The organism is Brevibacillus jepli, from assembly GCF_047229145.1.
Classification (GTDB): Bacteria; Bacillota; Bacilli; order Brevibacillales; family Brevibacillaceae; genus Brevibacillus.
In genome coordinates this window covers 61,460-74,413 of the sequence record NZ_JBFEFW010000004.1, presented here as the reverse complement: position 1 = coordinate 74,413, position 12,954 = coordinate 61,460, and the positions used below count along the sequence as shown (strand labels likewise).

The window sequence follows — 12,954 nt, the reverse complement described above, 5'->3', positions numbered from 1 at the left end:
AATAATTGGTGAAAGCAGGGTGAAGAAGTTGTTTCAAGAGCGCATTTCGAAGCTCCACACGTTTTTGACAGAACAAGAGCTGAACGCGGTGTTGATTACCTCTCCCAAGCATGTCTACTATTTGACCGGATTTTTTACGGACCCGCATGAGCGTTTTATGGGTCTCGTTATTCCTGCTGAGGGAAAGCCTTCCTTAATTGTTCCTGCTCTTGATCGTGAGGCAGCAGCAGAGGCTTCGTTCGTTCAAGATATCCATACACATACGGATATCCAAAACCCGTATGAAATCCTCAAGCAAGTGTTGCCAGCGAACCTGACAAAGCTCGGCATCGAGAAAAGCCACATGACTGTCGAGCGCTATGAAGCGCTTGGACAGGTTGTATTGGCATCGAGCTATGTGGACGTGGAAGAGCCACTGCGTGAAATGCGTTTGATCAAATCCGCCGATGAAGTAGATCGCTTGAAGCACGCTGTTCAATTGGTCGAGGATTCCTTGCAGGAGACACTGAAAAAAGTCAAAACAGGCATGACCGAGACAGAAATCGTGGCTGAGCTGGAATTCCAGATGAAACGACTGGGTGCAGAAGGTCCATCCTTTACGTCTATGGTATTGGCAGGGGAAAAGTCCGCGTTGCCACACGGAAAACCAGGAACGCGCCAAGTACAAGAAGGCGACCTGCTGTTGTTTGATATCGGGGTAGCTGCGAACGGCTATGTATCAGATATTACCCGTACCTTTGCCGTAGGAGAAATCAGTGACCAGCTTCAAGAAATTTACGAGACGGTATTGGCAGCCAACGAAGCGGCAATTGCGGAGATTCGTCCAGGCGTGACCTTTGCCCATTTGGATAAGACTGCTCGTGATGTCATCACTGCAAAAGGCTACGGAGAATACTTCATGCATCGTCTTGGTCATGGTCTTGGCATGGATGTTCATGAGTACCCGTCTGTTCATAGTCAAAACCAGGAAGTACTCCGGCCAGGGATGGTCTTTACAATCGAGCCAGGCATCTATTTGCCAGGTGTAGGCGGAGTACGGATTGAAGACGATGTTTTGGTTACGGAAACGGGCGTTGAAGTGCTCACGCAGTTCCCGAAAAAACTGACTTCTATCAACTAATGGACGAGTCGAAAAAAATTGAATAAGTATCGAATGGTGCTGGATGGTAGATGCCATCAGCTTAATAGGGAAGTCCGGTGAGAAACCGGCGCGGTCCCGCCACTGTAAACGAGGAGCGCCTAGCGAATAGCCACTGTTTTTTGCGAGACAAAAAATGGGAAGGAAGCTGGGAGTGTTGATCCGTAAGCCAGGAGACCTGCCATGAGATCATATACAATCGACCCACGAGGATGGGCCAGATGTGGAAGCAGTCTATGAAAAGGCGCCTTTTTGCCTGGCTATAGGTATATCTACGTTTGGCAAGCACCTCCCGATTGAAAATGGGGGGTGCTTTTTTATTTACATAATGAAAGAAGAGGGGATTACGAATGATGATGGCACATAAATTATTCAAAGGGCTAGGTTTTGGAGTTATGACGGCCGCGATGCTTCTCGTTTCGGCATGTGGTTCATCTACGTCCACACAACCAACAGCTCCTGCCAAAACAGAACAAGCAGGTGCACCAGCAGTAGAGAGCAAGCCTGTAACGCTCGTCAATAATGGTATCGAGATGACCTATCCAAAAGCACCAGAGCGTGCAGTGACATTGAACCAACACGTAACCGAAATCATGCTGGCATTAGGCCTTGCTGATAAAATGGTCGGAACCGCTTACTTGGACGATCAAATTCTCCCGGAGTTAAAAGCAGACTATGACAAGGTCCCAGTTTTGTCAGACAAGTATCCGACAAAAGAGGTGCTGATGGCTGCGAACCCTGACTTTGTTTATGCAGGCTGGAAAAGTGGATTCGGAGAAAAGGGTGTAGGCTCCATGCAGGACTTGGAAAAGGTCGGCATCAAATCGTACCTGCAAACATCGTCTAGCATGCCTGGTCCAACAATCGACGATGTGTTTGCGGATATTACGAACATCGGACGCATTTTCCGTGTGGAAGACAAAGCCAATGAATTGATTAACAAAATGAAGAGTGAGATGGATCAAACGATTAGCAAAATTGGTAAGGTGGACAAGCCACTCCATGTATTCGTGTACGACAATGGGGAAGATCAACCATCCACCGCAGCGAACAACTACATGACATCCTTAATCGAGATAGCGGGTGGCAAGAATATTTTTGACGATATTCAAAAGGGTTGGGCAGATGTCAGCTGGGAAGAAGTAGTGAACCGCAATCCGGACGTCATCATTATTGTTGACTTTGGTGACAGAACTGCCGAGCAAAAACGCAATTTCCTTTTGACGAAAAAAGAGTTGGCAGATATCCCGGCGATTAAAAATCAACGACTGATCGTATTGCCATTGTCTGCGGCTTCTGAAGGCGTTCGAGCACCGATTGCGCTAAAAATTTTGGCGGAAGGACTCTACCCGGATAAATTCAAATAAAGTTGGCCCCTTATAAGGGAGGGAATGGCACTGCAGCAGATTAAGTTACCTTACATCATCATCACTCTACTGATCGGACTCTTTCTCTCGATTACATTCGCTGTTACGTTGGGCTCGGTAGAGATTAAGCCTACTACCGTATGGAAAATCGCCTTATCGAAAATCCCGATGTTCGCCGAATGGATTGAGGTGGATTGGTCCAAAGGGGAGCAGACCATCATCTGGGATATTCGCTTTCCACGTGTCCTCTTGGGGGCGATCGTCGGTGCAGGTCTATCTGTTGTGGGAGTGGCGATCCAGTCGTTGGTTCGCAACTCCCTGGCAGACCCTTACGTGTTAGGCGTATCATCAGGGGCTTCAGTCGGAGCTACCTTGGTAATTATATTCGGTGCATTCAGTATGTACGGGCAGTACGCGCTTTCCTTTGGCGCTTTTACAGGCTCGCTTGTGTCAATTATTCTCATTTTCACGCTATCCCGTATTGGTGGACAAAATTCGACGGTACGCCTGCTCATGGCAGGTATTGCCATTTCCGCGATCTTGTCGGCCATCACCAGCCTCCTTGTTTTTTCAGCGCCGGATGAACACGGAATTGGGACAGTCCTGTTTTGGTTAAGCGGCAGTCTGGCAGGCGGTAAGTGGGAGTACCTGACGATTCCAACGTTAATTGTTGTTGTCTGTCTCGTCGTATTAATGGCCCAATATCGCTCACTCAATGCGATGCTGATGGGCGAGGAATCAGCTGGAACGTTGGGGGTAAATACAGTGCAATTCCGCAAGCTTCTCCTGGTTATCACGGCACTGCTCACGGGCGTGATCGTTTCGATTGCGGGATCAATCGGTTTTGTCGGATTGATGATGCCCCATATCGTCCGTGTCATGGTCGGATCAGATCATCGTCGTGTTTTGCCTGTCAGTGCTTTGTTTGGCGCGATATTTTTGATTTGGGTAGATGTAGTCGCCCGGCTGGCATTCGCACCGGAAGAGCTGCCGATCGGTATTTTAACGGCACTGTGCGGAGGGCCATTCTTTATCTGGTTAATGCTGCGTAGTTCTTATTCCTTTGGAGGTAGCGGACGATGAATTTGATGGTCGAAAACATATCGGTCGAGCTGGAGAAAAAGGGGATACTGCGCAATGTTAGTCTGGAGGTGCGCTCCGGTGAGTTTGTTGGGCTGATCGGGCCGAATGGCAGCGGGAAGTCCACATTGCTCAAGAGTATTTATCGCGTTTTGAAGCCGCGTTCGGGATGGATCTCGCTCAATGGGGATGACGTGTACAAGCTCACCTCGCGCGAAAACGCTCAGCGAATGGCGGCGGTTCGGCAAGAGTCCTCCGTTGAGTTTGATTTTTCGGTAACCGAAATCGTCAATATGGGACGTGCTCCTCATAAACGCCTGTTTCAGTCCGACAACGCAGAAGACGCTCGAATATGTGAAGAAGCACTCCAGCGGGTAGGGATGCATACATACGCGGAGCGCAGCTTTTTCAGCTTATCCGGAGGGGAAAAGCAGCGGGTGTTGATCGCCAGAGCACTCGTGCAGCAAGCGCAGTTTCTTGTTCTCGATGAACCGACGAATCATTTGGATGTTCGTTATCAGCTACAGGTCATGGATTTAGTCAAAACGCTCGGAATTACGGTCTTGTCCTCGTTGCATGATCTCAATATCGCGGCGATGTACTGTGATCGTCTGTACGTAATCTGTGAGGGGGAAATCGTTATGTCAGGGACTCCTGAAGAAGTTTTGACCCCCGAACTGATTCGGGATGTCTTCGGAGTGGAGACAGAAGTGACGACCCATCCGATTACAGGCAAAAAGCATGTGTATTTCTACTCGGAAGCAATTCGTGTCAAGCCATCCATCCAGCCGGTGTCCAAAGCGCTGAGTGGGGTTAACTGATTTTCATAGGAAAGGATGCCAAGCAGGCGTCCTTTTTTGTTAACCTGTCGGAAAAGTGATTTCAAATAAATTTTTTATCATACAAAAAATTGTTGAAGAAAAATCTTCAGAATTGTATGGTTAAACAAAGAATTGAATTTGACGACGAGGTGAGGCCCTATGTCCAAAGTGGAGCAACGATTGAAAGAGTTGGGATATGAATTGCCGCCAGTTCCTCCAACCATGGCCAATTATGTGTCTTGTGTACAGACTGGCAATGTCATTTATACATCTGGTGCGGGATGCTACGTAAATGGGAGCCCGATGTATATGGGCAGGTTGGGGACGGATGTAACGATCGAGCAGGGCTACGAGGCTGCGAAGGTTACGGTTCTTAATCTGCTAGCGATTTTGAAAAGCGAGATTGGTGATTTGGATCGAATTACCCGGATTGTCAAGCTGTTCGCACTCGTCAGCAGCGCCCCTGATTTCTATGAGCAGCCACAGGTGATCAATGGAGCTTCTGATTTCCTCATTGAAATTTTTGGTGAAGCGGGCAAGCATGCGAGAGCGGCAGCAGGGACATCTGTTCTTCCGTTTAATAACCCGATCGAAATTGAGATGATTGTGGAAGTGGACGAGGGGTAATATGAAAAACATCCATCCGATTTTAGCAAGCTACATTCCGGTAGTCGAAGGATTGGCACGGACGTTTGGTGAGCATTGTGAAGTGGTTTTGCATGATCTGACCGGCGATATTTCCTCGTCGATCATTGCGATTTCCAACGGTCATGTCAGTGGCAGGCAGATCGGCTCTCCTGTAACGAATCTGGCGCTGCAATCCTTGCGCACAGCGAAGGTCAGTGAGGAAGCTTTTGATCTCAACTACCGGAACGACACCATCAAAGGCAAGAAGATCAAATCGAGCTCGATTTACATTAAGGATGAGCAAGGAGAAGTCATTGGCAGTCTGTGCATCAATCTCGATATGACGCATCTCGTAATGGCGCAGTCGTTTATCGAATCGATGATGGTCATACAAGACAAGCGTGAGGCGGAAAAAGCGGAAGAAAGCTTTGCTCCCACTGTCGGAATCTTGATGGAGCAAATGATAGACGATTGCCTGAAGAGGACCGGGAAGCCAATCGCCCTGATGCAAAAAGAAGAGAAGATTCAGTTTATCCACCAGTTGGATGAAATGGGGCTCTTTTTAATCAAAGGAGCCGTGCAATACATCGCGGATTTGCTGGATATATCCAAATTCACGGTTTACAACTATCTCGATAAGAAAAATCCATAGACCAAAGATAGGAGATGACCCGCATGGCAGAGGTAACGATTGAACAGGCGCGCAAGTTTCATGACGGTGTACACGTTTTGGATGGGCACTTTGATCTGTTGATGGATGTTGAGATTCAGCGTGGATACGGTCGGACGAAAATGATCGAGACGGAGTATTTGCCACGGTTCCAGAAGGGCGGTGTGCATTCCATCGTGGCAGCGGTGTTCGTGGAGGATGCTTTTGTACCGGAAATGAGTCTGCGCAAGGCGCTCAACCAGATCAGCGCCCTGCATGCAGAGGCCGCAGAGTCCCCTGAGCACATTGTTATCGCCAAAAATCTGGAGGATTTGCAGCGGGCAAGAGCGGAGCAAAAAGTATCGTTCATTCTGTCATTGGAAGGGGCAGAGCCACTGCACAACGACCTGAGTCTCTTGCGCGTCTTTTACGAGCTCGGTGTGCGGATGATGGGGCTCGTTTGGAGTCGCCGCAACTTCGTCGGGGACGGCAGCTTTTTTGCACCTGTACGCGAAGGGAAAAAAGGGGGCATTACCGATTTTGGTGTGCGTCTCATCGAGGAAGCGGAAAAGCTGGGCATCGCCATCGATGTGAGCCATTTGAATGACGAAGGGTTCTGGGACGTCATGGAAATCACTGAAAAGCCTGTGATCGCTTCTCACTCCAACAGTCGGACAATCGTCCCGACGATGCGCAATCTGACAGATGAGCAGATCAAAGCGATTGCGGAAAAGGACGGGCTTGTCGGGTTGAATGCGTTTAGCATGTTCGCAGCGACTGACAGTGCTGATGCAACGCTTGCAAGACTGATTGATCACGTAGACTATATGAAAAAGCTTGTCGGCGCAAGGCACATCGGTATCGGCCTGGACCTGTGCGATGATTTGACGAAATATTTGCCCTTGGACAAGATTGCCAAAACGAAAGAAATGCCATTTGATGTAGTAAAAGGTCATGCGTCGCTGCCTGAAATTACGCGTGAGCTGATGAAGCGTGGTTACACAGACGGAGAAATCGAAGGAATCCTGGGTGGTAATTTCCTCAGAGTGTATCGGGATGTGTGGAAGTAGGACTGAAAAAGGAGGAATGTCGGATGGCACGGACTGGGTACAAAGAAGCTTCCTTTGGCTATTATCAATCTGGCATCAAGGTAGCCGAGATTCGTTTTGGCGATGGGAAAGTTTGGCATCGGAGTACAGGCTGGGATGCAGGAAGAGCAGTCGATTACCCCTTTGCACAACTGGTTGAAGGGGAAGCAGGCTATGAGCTACCGCTACTCAATCTGGCACAAAAGCTGCCGGAATGGGAGCAGATCGATTGGGAGAGTTCGCAAGTCGTGTTTCCAAAAAGCGGAGGGCACTACCAACGCCATATGCCAATCGAAGGAACAGGTCCCGCAGGGAAAAACCAGGCGTGGATCTGGGCAGTTCGCGAAGCAGCGCAGCCGATTGATTTGATCATTTGTGAAAACGAAGTGATTGCATTTGTGTTGACAGGTCGTGGCGATAGCGTTGTATTGGCTAAAACAGGCTGGGAGGACTTGACCCCGCTCACGATGTGGCAAGATCCACTGTTGTCAGGAGCAAACTACGGCGTGCTTCACTTGGGTAGGCATGATGTCGAAATGAGAGATGGTGTTCGTTTAGCGACTGAGGTTTGGTTACCCGCGGGATTGGCAGAAGGACAACGCGTACCGACCATTTTCATGCGCACTCCGTATGGTCGGATGGATGCCATTTTTCGCAGGCTGCCTTTCGTAGCCCGCGGATATGCGCTGGTTGTGCAGGATACACGCGGACGTGAAGATTCTGAGGGAGAGTGGATTCCACTTGTCCATGAGCGCAATGATGGCGATGACAGTCTTACCTGGATCGCGAGGCAGGAGTGGTCGGATGGCAACGTCGGGATGCTTGGAGGCTCGTATGTGGGGTATGTGCAATGGGCTGCGGCCGCAAGTGGTAATCCGCATCTGAAGGCGATTTTTAGCTACGTGACAGTAGGAACACCTTACGTGGATATCCCGCGCAAAGGGGGAACGATTCTCGGTGGTTTGTCATGGATTTTCATGATGGCAGATAAGCGCCGTAATGTCGCGGCTCTTTCCCGTGATGATTGGAGTGAAGTCATCAAGGTGCGCCCAATCAAGGAAATCCCGCAAAAAGTGCTAGGAAAAGAAATCCCGTTCTGGACAAAATGGATGGAGCATCCGGATGGAGATGAGTTCTGGGCCATGTCAGACTGGAAACGGCATGCGGATCAGGTAAAGGTGCCTGCTCTACTTGTATCGGGCTGGTATGACGACAATGGGATGGGGACGAGCGAATCGTGGGAAGTCATTTCCCGAAATATGCCAGAGCACGCCCGGCTCATCTTGGGGCCGTGGTATCACAAGGCGAATACGACACGCGAAATTCATCATGTGCCATTTGGAAACAACGCTATCCGCTACGATCTGGATGTGACGCAGCTCCGCTGGTTTGACCGCTATTTAAAAGGAGTGGAAAATGGCGTCGATCAAGAGCCTCGTGTCGAGTACTACATGGTGGGAGAAAACGAATGGAAGACCTCGCAGACCTGGCCGCCAGCAGAGGCAACCGTGACCAATCTGTATTTGAGCAGCGAGGGAAACGCCAATACGAGCCGAGGGGATGGGACTCTGACCCTGTCTATCCCAGGTGAACAGGCGGTAGATACATACAGCTATGATCCGCTGAACGCAGCACCGTATCTGCTGGATTTGTCCGAGAACGAAAACAGCGTTCCGGAAAACTATCGAGAGGTGGAAGAGAGAGCCGACATACTCGTCTTCACCTCAGAGCCATTGGAAGAAGAGGTCGTCATAGCGGGAGAAATCTCCGCTGTTATCTATGCATCCAGCTCAGCTCGCGATACAGATTGGCTCGTGCGTCTATGCGATGTGGATGAGGAAGGCAATTCGATTCGACTATCCGACGGGATTATCTGCGCACGCTACCGTCACTCATTCGAAGAGCCCGAGCTACTTGTCCCCGGACAAATCGAACGCTATGAGATTCGCATGACCAAGATCGCCAATGTCTTCCAAAAAGGTCACCGCATCCGCGTATCCGTGACTTCTGGCGCCGAGAACTTTTCGTTCCCTAATCCGAATACAGGCAATGATCTGGCAACGGAAACCGAGACTGTCATCGCCTGGCAACGCGTCTATCATGATAGCAAGTATCCGAGTCACATCAAGCTTCCTCTCTTGCGTTCCGGGGGAAGCAAGCAATTTTCAGGAGGTATGTAAAGTATCATGACTGTTTACAGTTGCAGAATATGCAAGTTCCGTTACGACGAATGGCTAGGTGATACGAAAAATGGCGTCCCGCCCGGGGTGCCTTTTCCACACTTGGCTGGCTCTGTTTGTACCGATTGTGGGTTGGACGAGGAAGGTCGGCACTTGCCGCTTCCTGAAACCAAGTACGGGCATTTGGAAGCTACCTATTACGATCAGTTTGCAGGAAAGGCCAGCATCGCCTTTTATCGGAACTGGCTGCTGAAGGAAGCGGAGCAAGCTCAAGTATCCGTGCTGGAGCTCGGTGTAGGAACAGGGAGAATTGGCATTGAGCTGGCGCGAAACGGTTTGTCCGTCTGCGGCGTGGATTGGAGCCCGCATATGCTGGAGATGGCCGCCAAAAAGAAACGTCGCATGTTAAAAGGGAAAGAAGAACTGCTGGAGCTTATGGAGCAAAATATGTGGGAGCTTCAGCTTGACAGACAATTTACACATGTGCTGCTCCCGGAAGGACTTTTTCAGCAGGCAACCTGTAGAAACGAGCAACGTCAATTGCTTACGATCATCCATGATTACATAACGGAGGATGGAACATTGGCAATTGACTTAGTCTTGCCACCAGTAAAAAATCAATGGACAACGATGCAACGCAAGTTCGTGTTCCCGGATCGTATGGTGTATCAAAAGGTGGAGGGTGAAACCTCGCTCGTGGATCAAAAGTTCCGATATACACTCACGTACGAGACTTTCCTCGAACAGATCGAGCAGCCAAGGTATCGTGTCGAGCGAGAGTTGGCATTGCTGTTACCTACAGAGCTGGAGCTGTTATTGGAAGCATCGGGCTTCCGCGTCACCTACAGCAGGGAGAATGTCTTCCTCAAGCAGGATACCGAGCCACAGCGAGAGGATGGTAGCTACGACATGGATCGCTGGCAGTATGGGGGGTATCCATTCGCTGAACCTGTCGGGACACCGGGTGGAGCTACGCGCTGGACGATCCTGGCGAAAAAAATTTCTCTCTCTACCTTGTAACAAAAAATCTGCTGCTGCATCTAACCTGTATGAAAGTGAGTGAAGGAGGTCGCACCCTTGGAAAAATTGCAGCCAACGACAGATGCTGCGTTTGAACAAATCATGAGGGAATATGGGACCCGCGTGCTTCGACTCGTCACCTTTCTGGTAAAGGATCGCAGCTTGGCAGAGGATATTACCCAGGATGTATTCGTCAAGGTGTATCGGCATCTTCCGGGATTTCGGCAGGAGAGCACTGTACACACTTGGTTGTATCGGATCGCGGTCAATGAGTGTAAAGGTTATTTGCGTTCTTGGTCGTTCCGCCATATCCTTCCCCGTTCGTGGATCAGACAGGATGGGGAGCTTTCTACGGAAAGTCTTGTGCTGGATCAAGCCGAGAGGGACCAGCTCGTAGCAGAAGTGTTGCTGCTTCCTCCACTATATCGTCAAGTGATTGCGCTTCATTACTATGCGGATTTATCCATAGGAGAGGTAGCAGACGTGCTTGGGGTAACGGAGGGAACAGTTAGAACCCGGTTGCATCGGGCCAGGCAGCAGCTTCGGAAGAGCATGGGAGAGGGGAGTGACTGGGAATGGACGAAAACCGATGGCTCCAGGACTTGAAGGAACGAGCAGATCAAACCATTTTTCGTGATGTACAGTTCACAGCTTCGATGGAAGAGCGAGTACGGCAGCGGGTGAGACCAAGAAAAGGGTGGATGACTGGCTGGAGGAGGCTATCGTTGCCGGTAGTTGTCCTTGCTGTAGGCTGGCTGCTATGGTTAGGGCTCCCTGTTCAGGAGGAGAGGCACGCTGCCCGGCAAGAGACGAAACCCCCGCAACAGGAGACACAAGTCCCTTCCTTATTGCCAGGGGGTAGATTGTTGGAAACTGATTTGTGGAAACAGTCGCCTTATTTGTCATCCACTTACGACAATCAGAGCTTTTCTTATTTCGGGGAGAAGCCTGTTCGTATCATGACAGAAAAAGACGGATTCTACGAAGGACAGACGCAGCGAGTGATCTGGCTGCTGAACGGGAAGTACGCTCCAAAAGTAGAAATCGCAGCTTACAACACCGAGGGGACCCGTCTGGAGTTGGGCAGCTACGAAGTCATGGCTCCTTTATACGATGCAGACGGTCATTTTCCATCAGGGATCGTGTTGCCTGAACCGGGAAAATGGAAGCTTGAAGTTAGGTCAGAAGGTAAGCATTTCGGACAAGTTTTTGTTGAGGTGAAAAAAGGAATCGCTCCTGCTAACAGTCAATTAGTCGTGCCTATCATTCACAGTTATTTAGGGACAGAGACCGACAAGCTGGGAAGGTTGGGAAAACACCGCGAAATAAACGTCGAGCTCCTCGGAGTCGAGGCGCCTGACGCTGCGAAGCGAACCGTATACGCCTGGGTCAAAATAACGGGTAGCAATTCTACGGCGATCAGCGCGCCGATGGTCTTTCACATCTCCTACAATGGAAACGATTATCGGGTAACAGCGTTCAAGATGCCCGAGGACGGAAACAACTATCAGAGCAGTTTGCAAAAGCTGTTTCCACCGAAAATGCTGGAGAAAATCAACAACCGATCAAAAACAAACTAAAGATGCGAAAACGGACCTTTCCCAAGCAGAAGGTCCGTTTTCGATATGGGTTGCCTATCCGTATATTTGAGCGCCAATCGCCCAGTACGTTCCTGCACGGTGCGGCAGGCTGTCTGCATTCACTACCATCACAGGGGGATGGGAAACCTGCAAGAAGCCATTTTGCTCCAGATAAGCATGGAATGTTGCTTGCTCATCCGGCACATCGATCCGCACGCGGCCAGTATGTGCTTGTGTGAGTTTGTATAGGAGGTGTGCTGCCATGACAGCATCCTCTGCGACGATCGGTCCTGCGATGAGGTTGACCGGGCCTTGCACGGCGAAGCCATAGCCGATGATCTTGCCGGAGTGATTTTTGGCTACCAGACAAGTAGTGGCTTGTCGCATGCGCGTTTCGAGAAAATGAGAGCGTCTGCTACCAAGTGCTGCTTTGTCCAATTCAACTACGCTGGCGAAATCGCCTGACTCCATTGGGACAATTTCGAAGGCGACATTGGCTTCGTTTTGCAGAGGTAATTCAGGCACACAGCGTTCAGCTATAAACTTTCGAATGCGATCCACTGTTTGGAACCCGAGGTTTTTGTACAGTGGCTCTCCTTCTGGAGTCGCAATGAGCATGATCGTTGTATCAGTAGAAACAGAAGCCATGCACGCCTTCATGAGCTCGCGTCCAAATCCTTTGCCTTGTGACGAGGGATGGACGATAACCATGCCGATGCTGGCAAGCTTCTCATCGTACGGGATGATAGCCGCACTTGAAAGTAAGTTACCACTCGTGTCTTTGTGACCGAATACGGTTCCGATAGACAGAATTGTGCGAATTTCCTCTTCGTCGTAATCCCAGCCTACAGAATCAGATAAGGCAATTAGTCCGGGAATATCCGAGACGGATAAGGATTGTAAGCGATACTCGATACTCTTCACTTTGAATCAGTCTCCGTTTCATTCATTGTGTTCACGGTGCTTAATGCTGCCGCTATTTTTGTACATGTAGCTGCCAAGCGAGTTTCCGCTCCATGCTCGTGCAGCGGATCACTCCATGCGAAGCCGTCATGATGAAACCGGGGGATGACATGCATATGAAAATGAGTCAGTTCGTTGAAGGCACCGCCGTTTTGACAAATGGTAATACCGTCGGGCTTGTACACTTGTGTAAGCGCATTTGATAGAAGCGTCACTGCCTCGGATACTTTGTGCATGGTACATTCATCCAAATCTGTCCATTCTACCAGATGCTGCTTCGGGAGGATGAGCATATGGCCTTCCGAAAAAGGATCGATATCTAAGAGACATGTCACCCATTCGTTTTCATAGACGATGTGAGCGGCTTCGATCGCCTGGGCCAAGCGACAGCCCAAACACTCGACTTGCTCTCGTTTCAAGGGCATCCACCTCCATCTTTTA

General features: G+C 49.8%; 13 protein-coding genes and 1 riboswitch. Of the genes, 11 read left to right on the top strand and 2 right to left on the bottom strand.

Annotated elements, in window-relative coordinates; translation table 11 throughout:
• The first annotated feature begins 28 nt into the window (after positions 1–28).
• The 11 genes from AB1L17_RS05855 to AB1L17_RS05805 all read left to right on the top strand — a co-directional run bounded on the left by AB1L17_RS05855 (position 29) and on the right by AB1L17_RS05805 (position 11,550).
• Positions 29–1,120: a M24 family metallopeptidase gene (locus tag AB1L17_RS05855; RefSeq protein WP_412843904.1), complete on the top strand. Its 1,092-nt coding sequence runs from the start codon at positions 29–31 to the stop codon at positions 1,118–1,120.
• Positions 1,121–1,137: 17 nt separating this feature from the next.
• Positions 1,138–1,338, top strand: a riboswitch (cobalamin riboswitch).
• Positions 1,339–1,488: 150 nt separating this feature from the next.
• Positions 1,489–2,505, top strand: a complete 1,017-nt coding sequence (locus AB1L17_RS05850) for an ABC transporter substrate-binding protein (protein WP_412843831.1) — start codon at positions 1,489–1,491, stop codon at positions 2,503–2,505.
• Between the two features lie 24 nt (positions 2,506–2,529).
• Complete coding sequence (locus AB1L17_RS05845; protein ID WP_412843832.1) at positions 2,530–3,588, top strand: FecCD family ABC transporter permease; 1,059 nt, start codon at positions 2,530–2,532, stop codon at positions 3,586–3,588.
• Positions 3,585–4,406: a heme ABC transporter ATP-binding protein gene (locus AB1L17_RS05840; protein WP_412843833.1), complete on the top strand. Its 822-nt coding sequence runs from the start codon at positions 3,585–3,587 to the stop codon at positions 4,404–4,406. The genes AB1L17_RS05845 and AB1L17_RS05840 overlap by 4 nt, the downstream gene beginning before the upstream one ends.
• Positions 4,407–4,565: 159 nt before the next feature.
• On the top strand, positions 4,566–5,033 hold the full coding sequence (locus AB1L17_RS05835; RefSeq protein WP_412843834.1) for a RidA family protein: 468 nt from the start codon (positions 4,566–4,568) through the stop codon (positions 5,031–5,033).
• Position 5,034: 1 nt separating this feature from the next.
• Positions 5,035–5,685, top strand: coding sequence for a helix-turn-helix transcriptional regulator (locus AB1L17_RS05830; protein WP_412843835.1), 651 nt, complete (start codon positions 5,035–5,037; stop codon positions 5,683–5,685).
• 23 nt (positions 5,686–5,708) lie between these two features.
• Positions 5,709–6,752: a dipeptidase gene (locus AB1L17_RS05825; protein WP_412843836.1), complete on the top strand. Its 1,044-nt coding sequence runs from the start codon at positions 5,709–5,711 to the stop codon at positions 6,750–6,752.
• 23 nt (positions 6,753–6,775) lie between these two features.
• Positions 6,776–8,950 (top strand): CocE/NonD family hydrolase, encoded by a 2,175-nt coding sequence (locus tag AB1L17_RS05820; RefSeq protein ID WP_412843837.1) that lies wholly within the window; start codon positions 6,776–6,778, stop codon positions 8,948–8,950.
• Between the two features lie 6 nt (positions 8,951–8,956).
• Complete coding sequence (locus AB1L17_RS05815; RefSeq protein WP_412843838.1) at positions 8,957–9,970, top strand: methyltransferase domain-containing protein; 1,014 nt, start codon at positions 8,957–8,959, stop codon at positions 9,968–9,970.
• Positions 9,971–10,027: 57 nt separating this feature from the next.
• Positions 10,028–10,576 carry a sigma-70 family RNA polymerase sigma factor gene (locus AB1L17_RS05810; RefSeq protein ID WP_412843839.1) on the top strand — a complete coding sequence of 183 codons (549 nt, stop codon included), beginning with the start codon at positions 10,028–10,030 and terminating at the stop codon, positions 10,574–10,576.
• Positions 10,546–11,550: a hypothetical protein gene (locus AB1L17_RS05805; RefSeq protein ID WP_412843840.1), complete on the top strand. Its 1,005-nt coding sequence runs from the start codon at positions 10,546–10,548 to the stop codon at positions 11,548–11,550. Before AB1L17_RS05810 ends, AB1L17_RS05805 begins: the two co-directional genes overlap by 31 nt.
• Before the next feature lie 54 nt (positions 11,551–11,604).
• On the opposite strand, the gene AB1L17_RS05800 is transcribed toward AB1L17_RS05805, so the two are convergent.
• Both AB1L17_RS05800 and AB1L17_RS05795 read right to left on the bottom strand, forming a co-directional pair.
• On the bottom strand, positions 11,605–12,474 hold the full coding sequence (locus AB1L17_RS05800; protein ID WP_412843841.1) for a GNAT family N-acetyltransferase: 870 nt from the start codon (positions 12,472–12,474) through the stop codon (positions 11,605–11,607).
• A complete protein-coding gene (locus tag AB1L17_RS05795) occupies positions 12,471–12,932 on the bottom strand; it encodes an HIT family protein (RefSeq protein WP_412843842.1) in 462 nt (153 codons plus the stop codon). The genes AB1L17_RS05800 and AB1L17_RS05795 overlap by 4 nt, the downstream gene beginning before the upstream one ends.
• Between the last annotated feature and the right edge of the window lie 22 nt (positions 12,933–12,954).